Origin of the sequence: Tychonema sp. LEGE 06208 (genome assembly GCF_015207505.1) — a bacterium.
Classification (GTDB): Bacteria; Cyanobacteriota; Cyanobacteriia; order Cyanobacteriales; family Microcoleaceae; genus Microcoleus.
Window position 1 is genome coordinate 1 of record NZ_JADEWT010000124.1, and the last position, 18559, is coordinate 18559.

Below are 18559 nucleotides of genomic sequence, written 5' to 3' on the forward strand. Positions count from 1 at the left end.
CCTGATCCCCATCGGACCCTCAATCGCCATACACAATATATATGAGCAACAGCTTACCGATGATCAATCGTGACCCATTGTTGCCGAAAAATGCTTTATCAATAAATTATGAATTTAATCGGAATATTAATAAAAAATTACAACTTACGGTGTTTGTTTGCTTGCTTGTTTTAAGAGGATTTCAAAAAAAAACACAGGTTGAATAATTTTGCGATCGAGCAATTGGGCGAAAACTCGAACTTACGAGCGCATCAGCGAGTTGAATGAGGGGCTTTACCCCCTTTTGAGGAAAACTCAAAAAAATCGCAGGTGCTGTCAATTACTAACTGATGATTTCGTCGCAATTCCAAATTTTACCCTGATATCAGAGTAGAGGCTGCGTATCAAGAAGTGGAAAATACAAACACCCAATTTTATGATGCGCGTTTACTCTTCCATTCTCATGTCAAGCCTGTTACTGAGCGCCACTGCAGTTAAGGCTCAAAGCTTAGAAGCTCGATCGAGCTTTTTCTCTCAAGACAACTCTGCTTCGGAAATTATCACCCATCAAGCGAACACTCACAACTTTCGCGCCGATACCGATAAAGATACCTTGCCCGAGCGAGGCAGCGGCAGATAAACCGTCAAAAAAAGGATGTATTTGCCCAAAAGAAAATCGGACGGCAGGTAACAACAATCAAGGTAAAGCGCGAGTAGGAATCTTCGGCTTTACCTTGATTTTTTATTTTGATGCTTTACTCTGGGGCAGCTTCGCCGCCCACAACCACGTCGCGAATCCGCAAACTCGGGCCGCCGCAGCCCACGGGTAAACCGCTTTGTCCTCCTTTACCGCAGCCGCCGGATTCATCCCAGTAAAAATCGTCGCCGATCGCCTCAATATCGGCTAAAGTGCTGAAAACATTACCCGAAAGAGTCACATCCCGCACCGGATTGTCGAGTTTTCCGGATCGGATCATCCAAGCTTCCCCAGCACTGAAAGTAAACATTTCGCCGTTAGTCATCCCGCCCTGCCAATTGCGTGCATAAACTCCTTCTTCGATCCCAGAAAATAAGTCCGGCACCGGCGTATCGCCTCTTTCGATCCAAGTATTAGTCATGCGGACGATCGGCGGATAATGATAATTCAAACAGCGAGCATTACCGGTAGGCGTTTCTCCCAACTTACCCGCTGTTTCCCGCGAGTGCAGCCGCCCGACTAATGCGCCGTCTTTAATTAACTGAGTAGTAGTCGCCGGAGTGCCTTCATCGTCGTAGTAATAGCTGCCTCGGTGTCCCTCCGGCGCAGCACCGTCGAAAATTTGCAAGTTTTTCGGGCCGAACTGGCGGCCGAGGGTCATCACTTCCAAAATATCGGGGTTTTCGTAGGCCATGTCGGCTTCGGAAAGGTGTCCGAAGGCTTCGTGGACGAACAATCCGGTCAAAATTGGGTCGATGACGACGGTGTAGCTGTTGCCTTGGACGGGGGGTAAGGCTAGGGAATCTACGGCGCGCTGGGCGGCGCTGCGAACTTGGGTTTCAAGTTCCATTAAATCTTCGTAAGCTTTGCGGGAACCGGTGGTTTCCCGGCCGGTTTGTACGGTTTCCCCGCTGCGGGCTGTGGCGGCAAAGCGCATTTCCATGTCTGCCCAACCTTGTTCGAGCATGGTGCCTTCGGAGGTGGCGAGGATGATGCGCTGGGTGCTGTCGCCGTAGCGCACGGAGATGGTGGCGATGCGGGGGTCTATGCTGCGTAAAATGGCTGCGTAGCGATCGCACAATTGTTTTTTGTCAATTAAGGGCACCAGGCGGGGGTCTGTTCCTGTCAGCGGCAGGAAGCAAATGTCCTGTACGGGCGTTACTGGCGCGAGAATTGTTTCTTCTTCGCCGATCAGTTTGGCCGCGGCGATGGCTTCTTCGATTCTTTCGGCGAGGGTGGAAAGTCGGTTAAAACTGGCAAAGCCCCAGCCGCCTTTGTGACAAGCTCGGACTTGGCCTCCTATGGAGATTCCTTCGCTGAGGGTTTCAATTTTTTCGCCCCGCAGCAGGATGTCGGTTCCTTCGGCTTCTTCGAGTCGAATTGCTAGATAATCTACTTGGGTGCGGTAGCGTGCCATTAAGTCTGACAGCAGATTTTTGGAGTCGGCGATCGAGGTGGGCATAAGGAAAGCAGGGTGTTTGACTGCATCCATTTTGCACTTTTGTTAGGGCGATCGTCCAAAATATCGCCGGAAGCGCGGAGATTGCGACTTATTGGTACGGTTCTGCCAATATCGTTAGTTGACAAATATAGATATCCTGTGGGTTAGGGGCAAGACGCAAGAAATTAGGCTGGTTGTTTCCGTCCTACTGCTGCTTAAATTCTCGCTCCTAAACATTCCTATAAATAAATACTTCATTCTTCACGTCTGTGAAGGTGGGCTTATAACTACTGTGAATACTTACTTTCTACCAACAATCAGCGAAATTTTAGCCTCCGAAGGCTCTGAAAATGACCTCAGTCCCTCTCCGAGGTCGATCGCCCAAAACGGCCGCCCGAAGTGTCCTGGGAGTCGTGCGGCTGCTAGACAGAAGGCTGAGCGGGAATGGTACGGGGCGATCGCAACTTTGAATCAAATGCTCGCCCAACAACAAAAACACTGTCTCTCCCCAAATCCCAATTCTTGTCAGGGATTGGTTTTGTCCGGGCCGTCTTCGGTTTTGACAGAGCCCGCTGTCGTTTCCGGTTTTGCTAATTGGATTTTTACCAGTATTCCCGACAACGATGCAGGTTTGTGGTCTTTTCGTGCTAGACAAACTTTAGCTTTGCTACCGGCGGCCCAGCAGCAAAGATCTGTACCGGAGGCGGCCCCGGCTTTAGCTTTGGCGATCGGCGATCCTTTAGCAAACGAGCAGTTTTGTTTGGTTTTAACTGCTACTTTTAGTCTGGTGATGGTTTTGGGTGAAAATTCGGCGGGAATTCCGGCTTTTCTATTTTCTTTCGACCCGCAAATCGCCGCCAAAGCTTGGGAAGTTTTGCGGCGCAGGGTGACTGAAAGCGATTGTTTGCTTGCCAATTCTGACGGCGGTATCAATTTGCCAGTCAGCCAATTAACTCATAATTCTACGAAATTAGACGCGCAATTCCAGCAGTTTTTGCCTGTAGTTCCAAACTATCAAACAGTCGCGCAGTTCACCCGCTTGCTTCTGCATAATTTGCCCCTTGGCAAAGACGAAGTAGCGAGGGGAAAAAACGAAAGAGTTGATGATAGCTTGAAAGGGCGGGAAAATATCAATTGCAAGTCTCATCTGTCTCATGCTACCAAAGAAGTGGAATTGCTACAGGCGATCGCCCACGAAGTCCGCACTCCTTTGGCCACCATTCGCACCCTGACTCGGCTGCTGCTGAAACGTCCCAAACTCGAACCGGTGGTGGTGAAGCGTTTGGAAATGATTGATGCTGAGTGCACCGCTCAGATCGATCGCTTCAGTTTAATTTTCCGCGCCGTGGAATTGGAAATGTCGCAAGCTAAAAATTCTGGGATGCAGCTAACAGCAATGTCCCTCGGTGAAGTGCTGCAAAATAGCATTCCCCGCTGGCAAAAACAAGCAATTCAGCGCAACCACACTTTAGAAATTATTGTGCCCCAAAAATTGCCGGCCGTAGTCAGCGATCCGACAATGTTGGATCAGGTTTTAACTAATTTGATTGAGAATTTTACTCGAACTTTGCCCTCGGGGAGTCGCATTCAGGTAGAAGTGACTTTGGCGGGCGATCAGTTAAAATTGCAGTTAGAATCGGAGCACCTACCTGAAGGTAATGGCGCATCGACTTTTGCAGCTTCAGCGAATACTCCTTTGCGATCGATCGGGCCTTTGTTAATGGTGCAGCCGGAGACTGGAAGTTTGAGTTTAAATTTGAGCGTCACTAAGAATTTATTTCGAGCAGCGGGCGGGAAATTAGTAATACGCCAGCGGCCGCAAAAAGGCGATGTAATGACCGTATTTTTGCCGCTGCAATAGTGCTTAGTCATTAGTCATTAGTCATTAGTTTTAATCAATGAAAATCTCAATGACAAACTCCGTTCCTTCTCCCAGTGCAGAAATACAACAGTCAATGAGTTTGAGTTGTTTAGTCTCAGGATTAATCAGATATAATCTAGTGCCAATCAGATTCTATCGTCCTATCAATACTTAAAAATACAACAAATTTCACAGCCCACGAACAGCTAACAGTTAACAGTTAACTGTTAACTGTTAACTGTTAACCGAATTCATTTAACCGAATTCATTCTGGCTTTCAAGGCATCTCGCGCTTGTTCTCGATCGTCAAAATGGACTTTTTCGGTGCCCAAAATCTGATAATCTTCGTGTCCTTTTCCGGCAATTAGCACGCCATCTCCGGGTTTAGCGTCCATAATAGCAGTGCGAATTGCTGCCGCGCGATCGCCCATGACGACGGGCTTTACGGTGGCGGGGATACCTGCGAGAACATCTTCCAAAATGCGATCGGGATTTTCGGTACGCGGATTGTCGGAAGTAACAACGGCGACATCGGCCAATTCTGCCGCGATTTTACCCATGATCGGGCGTTTCGTGCGATCGCGATCGCCACCGCAACCAAACACGCAAATCATCCGCCCCGGAATAAACGGTCGCGAAGCCTTCAACAAGTTCTCCAAACTGTCAGGAGTGTGCGCGTAATCGACAATCACGCTAATATCTTGGTCGGGACTAATTTGTACCCGTTCCATCCGTCCCGGAACTCCCGAAAACTGAGATAATTTCTCCACAATTGCGGACAAATCTAAACCCAATTCTAAAACAGCGCCGACAGCAGCCAACATATTTGATAAATTGAACTGACCGACTAAAGGCAAAACAAAAGGAGTTTCGCCCTTGGGAGTGTGCAGCATTCCCTTAACTCCGTCGGGCTGATACTGTAAATCTGAAGCATACAAATCAGCCGTTTTGTCGGTTGTGCTGTAACTCCAAACTTTCTCCGATTTTAAACTTTCAACAATCCGCCGTCCGTAGGCATCGTCAATATTAATTACAGCGCGATTCTTGAGATAATCGGAACCGAACAACAGAGACTTTGCCTCAAAATAATCTTCCATATCGCGGTGATAATCGAGATGGTCTTGAGTCAAGTTTGTAAACACAGCAACTTCAAAAGTGCAGCCCAAAACCCGCTGCTGCGCTAAAGCGTGGGAACTGACTTCCATCACCCCGTATTTGCATCCAGCGGCGGCAGCTTCTGCTAGTTGTTTTTGCAGGTCAACCGCAAAAGGTGTGGTGTAAAGTGCAGTTTGTTGGAAACCGGGCCAGCGAGTGTAAAGCGTGCCGAAAATCGCGGTAGACAACTGCATTTGATTGAGCAAAAACTCGATTAAATGAGTTGTGGTAGTTTTGCCGTTGGTACCCGTAACGCCGACAAGTTTTAATTTGTTAGCTGGATTCCCGTAAAATGCGGTGGCTATTTGACCGCAAACTTGAGACATATCGGCTGCTGCGATGACACAAGTACCCCCGTCTTGGGAGGGTGTTTTCTCGGCTGCTGGGGTGGAAATTATGGCAGCAATTGCACCGCTGGCGATCGCGCTTTGCCAAAAATCTCCCCCATCTACGCGAGTTCCCGGCATTCCCAAAAACAAATCTCCCGCCGCACAAGCGTGGGAATTAGTCGATAAACCCTTGACTTCTGCATCAAGGGCCAGATGTTGGGTGTCAAAGGAAATGCCGGGAAGTGCTGCTAATAATTCTCTCAATTTCATCTGAAAAACTCCTCACTTGGATGTCTTGAATATGACTGGTGCAATTGTTTGAGCGGCTGTCTGCAGGCTGTGCTGTGCGCGTTACCGGCAGCAGAGAGATGGTTTGGGGTGCGGGGCGGGCATCGCGAGACCAGGATTAAACCCTGAGTTTTTGCATAAATCCTATTATTATTGTGACGCATCGATTTGCCAATATTTCTGTAACAGTTGCTCCAATTGGGTGACTGTGCAGCGGGGAGAAGGACGGGGTAACAGTTGTTCGGAGGAAAATGCAGGTTCGACAGCAGAATTTATTGGCTGGGGGTGGACTTTAAACAAAACTGGAACTTCGTACTGATAAGCTGCAAACCAATCGTCGCGTTGGGTAATATCTCGGACTTCGAGTTGAAATTTGAGGTTTTCAATCTGTTCGAGTTTTTCTTGCAACCCTTCGCATAAATGGCATCCGGGTTTGCTGTACAAAATCAATCGCATCATTAGAGTAAGATTAAACTCGATCTTAAATTGTCGAAGGTGCGATCGCAAGTTGGCGAACCCAAGGCGAGCAAGACACAACTCGCGACTTTATTGTTCGCAATGTGCGATCAAGTTATCTTAGCATTGGCGGCGAACAGATTACCGCCATTGACAATCAAAACACCACTACAAGCCTATCGTTTTCTTTCTTCTCTTTCTCTGTGCCCTCTGCGCCTCTGCGGTTAAAAAATAAATCTAGTTCACAAATCAAAGAGTTAAATTTATTCACACCTCCTAATTATCAACTTAACCTTGACTAATAAATCAAGCTTTAGTATAGTATATGAAGTAGCCCTACAAAAAGGAGGCCGTATGGACTGCACCGAATACGCCGAAGCAAAACGCAAAGCAGCTAAAAAAATTAGCGCCGATATCCGAGAACGTTGGAACAATCGCATCGTCACGCGGGAATTGCACTTGATGGGTGAAGCGGGGGCGGTGCAGTATTTGGCTGATTACGGGCGCGGCATCGGTACGGCAAAAGTTATTGGTTTTGCACTGTGTGCGGAGTCGGAAGGATACCCGGAAATGGCGGTGGGATTTTGGAAAAGAGCGTTTGAGTTGGAAACTGGAGAAAAGCCGACTAACAACACTCAAAGCAAGTCTACCACCAATGCTCCTCCTGCGGCAAAATCAAAAGCTGCTGCCAAAATAGAGACTGCAAACAATCCGATTGTTCCCGAATTGCCGGCGCATTTGCAGCCGGGAAAGATTGTGACGATGCAGCCGGTTGATGCGCCGGTGGAACGTTCTTATTACATCGAAAATCCCGATTATTGGGGACAGCCAAAACGGGACGGCAATCGAGTAGTTGTCATCGCGACGCTAGATAAAGTGTACTATCAATCGCGATCGACTAACCTGCGACAACAAGCATCAATTGCGATCGATCGCGCATTAACAGACACAGCCGCTCAAATTGGCACTTTTGTTTTAGACGGCGAACTGTATTACACAAGCTGTACCGGCAGCGAACACCGCACGGGCGCACAAGCTGCTACAATTAATATTGAAATGGGTTTCCCGACGACCCAACCAACCGCCGTTTATGCGATTTTCAAATGTTTGTTTTCCTACGGCAAAGACTTGACTGGGTTGGCAGAATCGGAACGAATTGCCGCCGGAGTTGCAGTTGGTGAATTGCTGGTAAGTTTATCTTCAGAATTTGAAATTGTACCGACTTATCGCACCGCCTCTGAAAAACTTTTGCTAGCCCAGCAGCAGGAATCGGAAAACAGAGAAGGCGAAGTTTGGATTTTGCACAACTGCTGTTATGTCGGCGGGAAAGATGTTAAAAAGTTTCCGATGGTGCGGACTAAATACTGTCAGGAATACGAGTTGTTGATTGTCGGGTTGACACCGACTAAAGTTGCGGGGCGGCCCTTTAGTGCGATCGAAGTCGCGCAAGAAATTGGGGGCAAATTACTGCGGGTAGGAACAGTGGGAACGGGCTTTAGCAGCGGGGAAATGCAGGAAATTGCCCGACTATACGAGGCTAACCCTCGCGGAGTTAAAATTAAAGTGCGATCGCAGGGATTGACGGAAAGCGGCAAATTGTGGCACGCGCGATTTCTAGAAATTTGTTAAAATAGGACGGCGGTTGAAACCGCCTCTATATAAACGATGTCTGCCTCCGCAGACTGAAGAAAATAAGACGCATCAATGTTTTTCAGCAAAAACAATTTCTACATCCCGATCAATCAATCTGAAATCCAAATTGAATGTTTTCGACTCAATGCTGAGGGAACTTTGCCCAATCGGATTTATAGACAAGGAGATGAGTTATATCGTTGACCGTTGCATCGTCAGGTGATTTAACCTGACTAGAACACAGAGAACACAGAGAGAAATGAATAATTCCGATGCTAACGGAATTGATATTAGAGTTGACAAGTATAGATTTTCGCTGCCCGATCGCCCAAATTTATCAAAAAGTCCCCGGCATGATATTATGATGTATGAAACAACTTTTTCAGCCACGCAATCCTCTGGTTCGTACCTTCGCCCAAAGCTTAAAACGCTACTGTCCCGACGCGCAAAATTTGCTAAATTCCGGTGCGATTGAAACGGAAATAGACTTATTTAAAAAACTTTACCAACAATCGCTTCCCGAAACTTTTTATGATTTTTATCGCTGGTATAACGGTTCGGCTTATGAGAGTTCAGAAAATAAGTGGCTGTTGCCTTTTGAACACGGCAGGAGTATTTTATCTTTGGCATCTATTGTGAAGGAGAAAAAATTTTGGGACACCCAGAGTCAAGTTAATTTTCAAGAATGGCAGCCCGGAGAATATTGGAACAAAGCATGGATTCCGTTTATGAAAGTAGATGATTTGTGGCTGCGGGTTGTGGATACAAAGGGTTGTTTTGACGGTACTCCCGGACAAATTATTAGTTTTGAGTGCAAAAACGAACCTTTGAGAAGCATTGAATGCGATTCCTTTGATAAGTGGCTGGAAACTGTTATTGCAAAAATTGAGTTAGAATGTTTGTTTAAAGAGTTTCACGAAATCGGGTTGGAGGAAGAAAAGGCAATTTTTGCGATCGATAAACGCATCAATCCCAATCGACACAGCGTCGAATTAGCACCTATAAAAACATAAAATACTTGGCAAAGTGAGGACTTCACTCCTCACTACGAACCTCAATTACAACTTACAAAGAAAACAATGATTAAAATCTTACACCTTTCAGACATCCACATGGGAAGTGGCTTTTCTCACGGCCGCGTTAATCCAGAAACCGGCTTAAATACGCGGCTGGAAGACTTCGCAGCTACCTTGAGTAAATGTATGGACAGGGCAATTTCTGAACCCGTAGATTTAGTTATATTCGGCGGCGATGCTTTCCCGGATTCAACGCCGCCACCGTTTGTAAAAGAGGCTTTTGCGCGGCAATTCAGCCGCTTAGTTGACGCGCAAATTCCGACGGTTTTGCTAGTAGGAAATCACGACCAACATTCCCAGGGACAGGGCGGCGCGAGTTTGGGGATTTACCGGACTTTGGGAATACCTAAGTTTATTGTAGGCGATCGCCTGGAAACTCACCTCATACAGACCCGCAATGGCGCAGTACAGGTGGTTACACTGCCTTGGTTGACGCGATCGACCTTAATGACACGTTCAGAGACTGAAAGCCTTTCTGTGGGCGATGTTAACCAATTATTAACCGAAAAACTGACGATCGCCCTAGAAGGAGAAATTCGCCGTCTCAACCCCGAAATCCCCACCGTACTATTAGCGCACTTAATGGCAGATAAAGCCAGTCTGGGCGCGGAACGTTTTTTAGCAGTTGGTAAAGGTTTTAACATACCCGTTTCCATGCTAACACGCCCTTGTTTCGACTACGTAGCCCTCGGTCACGTTCACAAACACCAAAATTTGAATTTATCCAACAATCCGCCCGTAATTTATCCGGGAAGCATCGAACGAGTTGATTTTAGCGAAGAGAAAGAAGACAAAGGTTTTGTGTTAATTAATTTGGAACGAGGGAAAGCTGAGTGGGAATTTTGCGCGTTACCCGTGCGAGTGTTTCTGACGATTAAGGTAAAGGTGTCTGAATCGGAAAACCCGCAAGCTGACTTGGTTAAAGCCATTGGGAAGAAGCAAATCCAAGATGCTGTGGTGAGATTAGTTTACCAATTGCGATCGGAACAATTAGACTTAATAGATAACCCAGAATTGCACGCACTTTTAAGCGAAGCCCACAGCTACACAATTCAACCGGAATTAGTCAGTCAGCTAGCGAGGCCGCGGTTGCCAGAATTGAATGCTAATAATAGTATAGAACCTTTAGAAGCTTTGAAAACTTATTTAGCAAGTCGGGAAGATTTGAAAGATTTTTCTGAGAGTATGTTAGAGGCCGCGCAGGATTTGTTGGGCGGAAAAGAGGAAGTTTTGGAGGAAGTTTTGGTCGAATTTTAGGTAATATTCGGTAGGTAAATTCTCCTTACCACACAATCTCAGAAACCGGGTTTCTTCCTATATTTTTATTACTAAACCCAAATGATTCGCAGAAACCCGGTTTCTCCCTACCACTCATTTAGTTAACTTCAACCATCCCAAAAACCTCACCCGCCATCAACCGAGTCCCGTTGGCAAAATCCACCCCAGACTGCACCTTTTTCCCTGCCAACTGTACCTCTCGCAATAATAGCAAACCATCGCCAGTTTGAACGATCGCCCCCAAGCCCTTCACAACCCTGACAACCTCGCCATTTGCGCCCGACAACTGATCCAAAAGCGGCCATTCGCGTTCCAAAATCCTCAACTCCGGCGGTAATTGCAGCCAATATTCCGGCCCTAGTGGCACAGTAGCAATCACCTTCAAAGAATTACCGCGAAAAGTCGTAGTACAATCCGGGAAAAAGCCCCTAACTTGATTATGAAGGGCGATCGCACTTTGCGACCAATCCAGCACAAAATCCGCCGCTTTAATCATCGGCGCATAAGTCGCCTCAGCATCATCTTGAACAACAGCATCAACCTTCCCATCCCTCAATTTTATCAAAGTTTCCACCAACAAATCCGCCCCAACATCCGCCAACCTATCCCCCAAAGAATCAGCATTATCCAACAGCGAAATCCCAGCAAAACTCTTCAAAAATATCGCCCCCGTATCCATCCCAGCATCCATCAGCATAGTAGTAATCCCAGTCTCCTTTTCCCCATCAAAAAGACAGCGCTGAATCGGTGCCGCCCCGCGATACTTCGGCAAAATTGAACCGTGAACATTAACACAAGCCAAACTAGGAATATCGAGAATTTCTTGAGAAAGAATCTGGCCGTAAGCCACCACCACAAAAACATCAGCCTCCGCTTCCCGCAACATAGCAATAGTTTCCGCATCCTTCTTAATTCGGCGCGGCTGGAAAACTGGGAGACTGTGATTTAAAGCCACATCTTTAATAGGTGAAGGCATCAACTTATTGCCTCTTCCCCGGCGCTTGTCCGGCTGAGTCACCACACCCACCACCTCAAATTCTGGATGACTCAGCAAACTGGATAAAGTAGGAACAGCAAAATCGGGAGTACCAAAAAAAACAATTTTCATAGATTTTTAGTTAAGTACATAGGTTTTTTGAATGATTAGCAATTCATTCATAGTATCATTTTAAGCGGCCGTGGTTGTGACAGCAAGATTTTTATCTGTGGACTAAATCTAAAATCTAAAATCGACTGACAGATTCTTTTTCATAGGTAGCAATTGGCTGATTTGTAATAATTGAGTAGAGAACATCTGGGTCTAAATCTGCTCCATTTTCCCAGTAAACAGTTCCCAAATCTGGATTAATTTTGACTTGCACAAAGTAACTCAGGTCTTCTAAAGGGGAAAAAATTCCCGTGAATTCAATCAGTTGACTGATATCAACAACTCCCTCTATATCGTCTTCAAACTTGAGGTGTAGTTGATAGAATTCTAACGGTTTAACCGAGATAATATCTTTAAGCATTTGCATACTTGTCTTTTGAAACCTAATCGCGCCATCTCTTGACAGCCAGAAACTTATACCAAGAAAAGAAACTCAATTCAACAATATTCGTAGGGTTTGTCGCCATCCATACTATCCCAAACCAACGAAAAATCTAGCGAGCGACGCACCAGTCACAATATTTGAGTCAACAAACTCAACTAAGAATGTTGTAGCAAGGATTTTTTAAATTAGTATTAGTAAACATCATCGTGAGATCCAAGAGTCAGTAGAAAAATCTCTTCTTCATCTAGTTCAGAATTTTGAACAAATTTAAACACAATTCGATTTCTGTAGTCAATGGAACAAGACCATCGATCCGATAAATCTCCTTTGAGTTTATGAGTCTGCAAAGTAGGAGCAAATGGATCTTCCGAAAGTTGTTGCAATGTTTGCTCAATTTGAGAGCGCAATTGCGGGTTTTGGCGGACTAAACGCTTGAGAGTACGAGTAAAGGCTGAACTCCAGACTAAGGTTTTCACTCGTTCAACTCCGCCATCAAGTCGGCAACTGTACCACGACGTACATTGCCTTGTGCATAATCTTGCTCTGACTCTGCAACTTCTTGTAACAGTTCATCTCGACGCTGTTGTTTAAGTCGGTTTTGAATGATATCGATCAGGATAGTTTGCTCTTCTGGTGAAAGAGATTCTACGGTTTCTATTGCTTGTTGAAAAAGAGAGATTTTTTCAGCGGGAGTCATTGTTCGGCTGAGGTTGTAATCAGTCTATTTTAGCCTAAATTTGGTAAGCGCGATCCCTTTAATTAAATTACCTTAATTAAATCGTAGGTTTTTTGAATAATGGGAAATTATTCCATAGAGCAATGTTAGCACAGAGAGCGTGATTTTCTGCAAATAAATCGAGTCGCCAGAGGCGATGACCCAAGTGTAAAGAGAAGAAGTGTAGATCGTAAAAGGGTAAAAGTGTCAAGGGCTAAGGAGTCCACACAGCCGCAGAAACAACCCGAAAACCCCAGTCCCACTGCGAGTGGCCCGCAGAGTTGTAGCTGCGGTAGGTAGCACGGCAATTGACAGCATTGAGGTTCCACGAACCTCCACGCAGCACTCGGTCATCATTTCGGCCGGTTTCCCAGGAACTACCATCAGAAGGTGCACCGTTATAATTATCATGCCAAGGATCGGCGCACCATTCCCAAATATTCCCGTGCATATCGTACAAACCAAAGGCATTCGGCCCAAAACTCCCTACGGGCGTTGTTTCTTGGCGATAAAATCCTTTCGGCGCAGCACCGTAGGGATTATTGCCGTCACAATTAACTAAATCTGGAGTAATAGTTTCCCCAAAGTGAAAAGCCGTAGTTGTGCCAGCCCGACAAGCATATTCCCACTCGGCCTCATTCGGCAAACGATAGATTTTTCCTGTTTTCTCAGACAACTTCTGACAAAAACTTACCGCATCATCCCACGATACATTTTCCACAGGCCGTTTCCCACCTTTAAAATAAGAAGGGTTATTTCCCATCACCGCTTGCCATTGTTCTTGAGTAATGGGATATTTCCCTAAATAGAATGGTTGGGCAAAAGTAACTTTATGTTGGGGACGTTCATCATCATCACCTTCTCCCGACGGTGCACCCATCATAAAACTACCCGCTCGGATATGCACCATTTCCAGCTTGATTCCATTCCCTAAATCTTCTTCTTTTTGATAAGCTTTCCCCGACTGCTTATTCGTTGGTTTCCCATGCTTATCCACCGTGATGATTTCAAAGATAAATTCTTTACCTTTACTCGCTTCTGCCTCCCGGCGCAAAGGTTCCGCTGCGGCTGCTGGAATACCGCACCCAGAAACTGTTGCATAGGAAGAGTTGACTGTCCAAACTTGTTGATGATGTGCATCTAGGCCTGATGTTTGATGCCAGTCATGGTTTGGGTGACTTTCTGCCCGTGCAGCTTGAGATAAATCTGGTACAATGTCTGGTTGGTTAGTCTGGATAAAATTAGGCTGTTGAGAATAGTCCGGTAAATGATTTGGTGTTAATTTTAGATCTGAATGTTGCACAGTCTGCAGCGTGTCGGTGTCTAAAGATTGCAGAAAATCATTGAGTTGAGATTGCGGGTTATTCTGTCCGGGATCTAGCAGGGCATTATTCATGGTGAGTCACCAAAATAATAACTATGTACCGATTGTAGTGGAAAAATCAATAATTATCAGGAATTACTCAAAATTTGATTGCACCAGAAAGAATTAGTTTAAAGCCTCTTCCTGTTAGGTAAAAATCAAAAGAAAACTATTGATTGCGATCGTCTTCTGCTTTCTAGTTAGAAGTCGCCCTCATCAGTCAACTGTCAACGATCGACTGTTGAACTACCTCTCACCATCCGCGTCCATCCGCGTCCACCTGCGGTTAAAAACAAATTTTTCTCCCTGAAGGCAACTAAAAAATGATTTTATCATTATTCAAAACAATTAAAATTCAATTCAAACTAATTTTCTGTCTTTTGCTCACCTTAAATTTACTAATATTAAGCGGCTGCCAAAACACTTCAAAAAACAGCGACACAATCGAACTAACACTGTGGCACGGCATCAATCCCCCGCCTAATCGCGACGTATTTCAAACCCTCACGGACAAATTCAACCAAACACATCCTCACATCCAAATAAAACCAATTTACATCGGACAGCCAGACCAACAAATGCCAAAAATCCTCACAGCAATAGTAGGAAATGCACCGCCGGATTTGCTGTGGAATGTGCCCACAATTGGCGGAAAATTAGCCGAACTAAACGCAATTCAACCCTTAGAAGCATGGCTGGACAAATCGCCCCGAAAAGCCGAAATCTATCCGGCATTGTTCGAGTCAATGGAACTCGACGGACATATTTGGTCGGTTCCCCTAGCGACAAACAACGCTGCGATATTTTACCGTCCCAGTTTATTTAAAGCAGCAGGAATCGAACAAGTGCCGCAGAATTGGGGGCAATTAAAGCAAGTAGCCCGATCGCTCACCAAGGACACCAACGGAGACGGCCGCCCAGACCAACACGGCATAGTGCTCTCCCTAGGCAAAGGAGAATGGACAGTATTTACTTGGCTGCCATTCATGTTCAGCGCCGGCGGCGAACTCTTGGCCGCCTCACCTCAAACTCCCGTACCGCAAATCGACAATCCCGGTGCTCTGGCGGCCTTAGAATTGTGGAGCGACTTATTAACAGAAGGTTCAGCAATACTGTCAGCACCCGAACGCGGTTACGAACTCGACAAGTTCATCGCCGGCAAAGTTGCGATGCAAATCACCGGGCCCTGGACGATAACACAATTGCAGCAAAGCGCGATCGACTACGCAGTGATGCCCGTACCCGCCCTCAAACGCCCCGCAGCAGTTGTTGGGGGTGAAAACCTATTTTTAATGAAAACCTCCCCAGAACGCGAGAAAGCCGCCCTAGAATTCTTAGAATACGCGATCGGCGAAGAATTCCAAACAGCCTGGGCCTTGGGAACAGGTTACTTGCCAATTAACTTAAAATCGAGACAGAGCAAAGCTTATCAAAGCTTTGTGGAAAAAAACCCTGTTTTGCGAGTATTTTTAGAACAAATGAACTCGGCCCGATCGCGCCCCATCATCTCAGGTTACTCCCGCCTGTCAGAAAATGCAGGCCGCGCCATAGAAGCAACCCTTCTGGGCCAAAACCCCCAAGACGCTCTCAAAGAAGCTCAAGAGCGTTTGACACTAACCTTAGATATTACCAAGTAAAATACAGATTGATAATGGGAAAAAAGTAATTGGTCAAACAACTGGCGATCGCTCCACTTAGTTGAGAATCCCTATGATTAATAGATGAGCAACAACACTCAATCGCTTTCCTCCATTGAAATCATCTGCGTAGATCTGCCTAGCTCTGCCCAACATCTGCAATTGACCGAATAAAAAATATCTGCAAAAAGTCTAGTCTGTGCGTTTATATTGGCAAAAAAGGATATTTCCAACACCTCTTGATGTTAATTACACCGCACAGAAAAAACCACACCCTCAACGGCTCCACAAAAAGTTATATTAAAAGGTTATCTCCTTACCTACCACCCATAACCTACCATCACTTAATAGAAACATTTTTGCTACCCAGTACCAATCCCGTGCCGCCTACTGAGACCCGAACAACCGTCCACCTTTTCCCCAAACGACAATGCAGAAAAAGTTCCTTAACGCAATCAAAGGACATTCCTGGCGGTACTTCCTCACAGTAGGCGCGATCGCCTCGATCTACTATGTGACATCGCAATTGGCAGTTTCCACCCTCACCCTGAGTACAGAAATCTACCCCATGTGGCCGGCCGCAGGAATTGCCCAAGTCGCCCTGCTGCTGTTTGGGCCCAAAATGTGGCCGGGAATTGCGATCGGAGGCTTCCTGTTCAGCATGAGCATACCGTCGGCCAACATCGCCGTCGCCTCGATCTCTGCCTGCGCCAGAACCCTGCAAGCGTGGACAGGAACCTATCTGCTGCAGGGCATGAACTTTAACGCCAGACTCGATCGGCTCAAAGACATTTTAGGAATAGTCGGACTCTCAGCCTTCACATCTACCCTAATCAACTCCACCATCGGCAGCATCGTCGTCTGCTTGACCGGCTTATCTAGCTGGAGCAATTTTGGCACGATGTGGGGGACTTGGTGGGTAGGAGACGCAATGGGAATTTTGCTCATCGCCCCGCTGCTGCTGACATGGCACAAATTGCCCAAAGTCCCCATCAATCGCAAACAGATGATAGAACGAGGGATTTGGCTGCTGCTGCTAGTAGCCGTCGGCTGGCTCGTCTTCTGCTCCCGCACCCGCGCCGCCTACGCGCGCTATCCCCTCGAATACCTACCATTTCCCCTAGTAGTTTGGGCAGCCTTTCGATTCGGCCAGCGCTACACGGCCATTTCCAACTTCCTCCTCTGCGGCTTCGCTATCTGGGGCATAGCCCGAGGCAGCGGCCCCTTTCTCAAACACTCCAGCAGCATCCCCCAAGCACTCCTCTCCCTGCAAGCCTTCATCGCCGTCATCGCCGTCACAGGCTTAGTTTTAGCAGCCACCGTCTCCGAACGCCGCCAAGCAGAAATCTCCCTCCGCGCCAGCGAAGCCAGCCTCGCCAACGCCCAGCGCATAGCCCAGCTAGGCAACTGGGACTTACACCGCAACACCCAGCAATTGCGGTGGTCAGAGGAAATGTACCGCATCCTGGGAAAGGTGCCGGGAACTCTGGAACCCAGCCTCGAAGCCTTCTTGGCCTACGTGCACCCCGAAGATAGAGAATTAGTCAAAAGCTCGATCGAAGCGGCGTTATTTCAACAACAGTCCTACAGCATCGACTACAGGATCGTACTCCCCGACGGCAGCCAACGCACAGTCTGCGAACAAGCCGCCGTCAACTCCCTGTACATCACCAGCACCGTCCAAGACATCACAGACAGAAAGCGCGCCGAAGCAGCCCTGCGTTCTTCAGAAGAAAGATTTTCCAAAGCCTTTCACGCCTCCCCAGTCGGCATCAGCATCTGCACCGTCACAGACGGATGCTTCCTCGATGCCAACGAAAGCTTTTTGAGATCCTTGGGCTGGGAACAGCAGGAACTTATCGGCCGCACCGTCAGCGACATAGGGATGTTGGTCAATTCAGAAGACAACGATCGCATCACGAAGATTTTACAAGCACAAAAGTCGATCGGCAACCAAGAAATCAAAATTCGCACCAAAGCCGGGGAAGTGCGCGACTGGCTGCTGTCAGCGGAACTCATCGACCTCGGCAGCACTCAGTGCGTTTTAATCATGACCAGCGACATCACCGAACGCTTGCGTTCCGAAGAATTCCGCCGGGGAAAAGAAGCCGCCGAAGCCGCAAATCGATCGAAAAGCATCTTTCTCGCCAACATGAGCCACGAATTGCGTACACCCCTCAACGCTATCATCGGCTACAGCGAGCTCCTGCAAGAAGATGCCCGAGAGATTCCTGTAGACGAAGAGTTCATCGACGACCTCCAGAAAATTAACACCGCCGGCCAGCACTTGCTAGGGCTGATCAAAGATATTCTCGACTTCTCTAAAATTGAAGCAGGGCGCACCGACTTACACCTCGAAACCTTCAGCATTTTAAATCTAGTTAAGGAAGCGATCGCCACGATCGCCCCGATGGCAGACAAAAATAGTAATATCTTAGAAATACAATGCCCTGAAGATATTGGCTCCATGCAGAGCGACTTAACAAAACTGCGGCAATCCCTGCTCAACCTGCTCAGCAACGCCTCAAAATTTACTTGCTCCGGCACCATTACTTTCGCCGTTATCCGCTCCCCCGAAACCCCCGCCGAAGCTGCCAAGAGACGCAAAAAACTGGCAGCCTATAGAGGAGACAAAACTGAAAATAGCTCGTCTCTATTGTCTTCCTCTCAAGATTGGATCGTTTTTACAGTCAAAGATACCGGCATTGGCATGAATTCCGAACAGTTAGCCAAAATCTTCGATCCTTTCACCCAAGCCGATTCTTCAACTACTAAGAGGTACGGCGGCACTGGTTTAGGTTTGACGATTACTCAGAAATTCTGCGAAATGATGGGCGGAGACATTAGTGCCTTCAGCGAGTTAGAGAAAGGTTCTACTTTTATAATTCGGCTGCCAGCTATTATAAACGAAACTTCGTTATTCCTCGAAAATTCTGATAAATAGAGTCTTTTGCCAAGATGATTTTTTTCTGCAATTTATCGATTATTTCGTTTCCCGCTAAAAAACAGTCTAAAAATTTGATATAACTGCTATAGACTTTCGATCTTTCCTATGAGGTACTATTTGGCATAGGGCATAGGGTATAGGCCTCCGTGGGCATAGGGCATAGGGCATAGGGC

Annotated in this window: 15 protein-coding genes; 7 read left to right on the forward strand and 8 right to left on the reverse strand. The window is 46.8% G+C overall.

The window, feature by feature from the left end; all coding sequences use genetic code 11:
- Window positions 1–415: 415 nt before the first annotated feature.
- The gene (patX, locus tag IQ263_RS24040) at window positions 416–619 is read left to right on the forward strand and encodes a heterocyst-inhibiting protein PatX (RefSeq protein ID WP_194070648.1); all 204 of its coding nucleotides are present in this window, start codon (window positions 416–418) and stop codon (window positions 617–619) included.
- Window positions 620–734: 115 nt separating this feature from the next.
- On the opposite strand, the gene IQ263_RS24045 is transcribed toward patX, so the two are convergent.
- A complete protein-coding gene (locus IQ263_RS24045) occupies window positions 735–2138 on the reverse strand; it encodes a TldD/PmbA family protein (protein WP_194070658.1) in 1404 nt (467 codons plus the stop codon).
- Window positions 2139–2409: 271 nt separating this feature from the next.
- Here IQ263_RS24045 and IQ263_RS24050 point away from each other — a divergent pair, with 271 nt between their 5' ends.
- A complete protein-coding gene (locus IQ263_RS24050) occupies window positions 2410–3978 on the forward strand; it encodes a sensor histidine kinase (protein WP_194070649.1) in 1569 nt (522 codons plus the stop codon).
- Window positions 3979–4229: 251 nt separating this feature from the next.
- On the opposite strand, the gene IQ263_RS24055 is transcribed toward IQ263_RS24050, so the two are convergent.
- Together IQ263_RS24055 and IQ263_RS24060 are read right to left on the reverse strand one after the other, a co-directional pair.
- Window positions 4230–5732: a UDP-N-acetylmuramoyl-L-alanyl-D-glutamate--2,6-diaminopimelate ligase gene (locus tag IQ263_RS24055; protein WP_194070650.1), complete on the reverse strand. Its 1503-nt coding sequence runs from the start codon at window positions 5730–5732 to the stop codon at window positions 4230–4232.
- A 168-nt stretch (window positions 5733–5900) separates the two neighbouring features.
- Window positions 5901–6206, reverse strand: a complete 306-nt coding sequence (locus IQ263_RS24060; protein WP_194070659.1) for a glutaredoxin family protein — start codon at window positions 6204–6206, stop codon at window positions 5901–5903.
- Between the two features lie 354 nt (window positions 6207–6560).
- On the opposite strand from IQ263_RS24060, the gene IQ263_RS24065 reads away from it, so the two are divergent.
- The 3 genes from IQ263_RS24065 (at window position 6561) to sbcD (ending at window position 10171) form a co-directional block, all read left to right on the forward strand.
- On the forward strand, window positions 6561–7835 hold the full coding sequence (locus IQ263_RS24065; RefSeq protein WP_194070660.1) for an ATP-dependent DNA ligase: 1275 nt from the start codon (window positions 6561–6563) through the stop codon (window positions 7833–7835).
- 371 nt (window positions 7836–8206) lie between these two features.
- Complete coding sequence (locus IQ263_RS24070; protein ID WP_194070651.1) at window positions 8207–8851, forward strand: SMI1/KNR4 family protein; 645 nt, start codon at window positions 8207–8209, stop codon at window positions 8849–8851.
- A 66-nt stretch (window positions 8852–8917) separates the two neighbouring features.
- A complete protein-coding gene (gene sbcD / locus IQ263_RS24075; RefSeq protein ID WP_194070652.1) occupies window positions 8918–10171 on the forward strand; it encodes an exonuclease subunit SbcD in 1254 nt (417 codons plus the stop codon).
- Window positions 10172–10289: 118 nt separating this feature from the next.
- On the opposite strand, the gene fmt is transcribed toward sbcD, so the two are convergent.
- The 5 genes from fmt to IQ263_RS24100 all read right to left on the reverse strand — a co-directional run bounded on the left by fmt (window position 10290) and on the right by IQ263_RS24100 (window position 13835).
- Window positions 10290–11300 (reverse strand): methionyl-tRNA formyltransferase, encoded by a 1011-nt coding sequence (gene fmt, locus IQ263_RS24080; protein ID WP_194070653.1) that lies wholly within the window; start codon window positions 11298–11300, stop codon window positions 10290–10292.
- 115 nt (window positions 11301–11415) lie between these two features.
- Entirely contained in the window at window positions 11416–11706 is a 291-nt protein-coding gene (locus tag IQ263_RS24085) for a DUF2442 domain-containing protein (protein WP_228050316.1), read from the reverse strand.
- Window positions 11707–11915: 209 nt separating this feature from the next.
- On the reverse strand, window positions 11916–12200 hold the full coding sequence (locus IQ263_RS24090; protein WP_106333263.1) for a type II toxin-antitoxin system RelE/ParE family toxin: 285 nt from the start codon (window positions 12198–12200) through the stop codon (window positions 11916–11918).
- The gene (locus IQ263_RS24095) at window positions 12197–12421 is read right to left on the reverse strand and encodes a hypothetical protein (protein WP_194070654.1); all 225 of its coding nucleotides are present in this window, start codon (window positions 12419–12421) and stop codon (window positions 12197–12199) included. The genes IQ263_RS24090 and IQ263_RS24095 overlap by 4 nt, the downstream gene beginning before the upstream one ends.
- 232 nt (window positions 12422–12653) lie before the next feature.
- Complete coding sequence (locus tag IQ263_RS24100) at window positions 12654–13835, reverse strand: formylglycine-generating enzyme family protein (RefSeq protein ID WP_194070655.1); 1182 nt, start codon at window positions 13833–13835, stop codon at window positions 12654–12656.
- A 290-nt stretch (window positions 13836–14125) separates the two neighbouring features.
- On the opposite strand from IQ263_RS24100, the gene IQ263_RS24105 reads away from it, so the two are divergent.
- Window positions 14126–15439 (forward strand): ABC transporter substrate-binding protein, encoded by a 1314-nt coding sequence (locus IQ263_RS24105; RefSeq protein WP_194070656.1) that lies wholly within the window; start codon window positions 14126–14128, stop codon window positions 15437–15439.
- Window positions 15440–15869: 430 nt separating this feature from the next.
- Window positions 15870–18383: an MASE1 domain-containing protein gene (locus IQ263_RS24110; protein WP_194070657.1), complete on the forward strand. Its 2514-nt coding sequence runs from the start codon at window positions 15870–15872 to the stop codon at window positions 18381–18383.
- Window positions 18384–18559 lie beyond the last annotated feature (176 nt).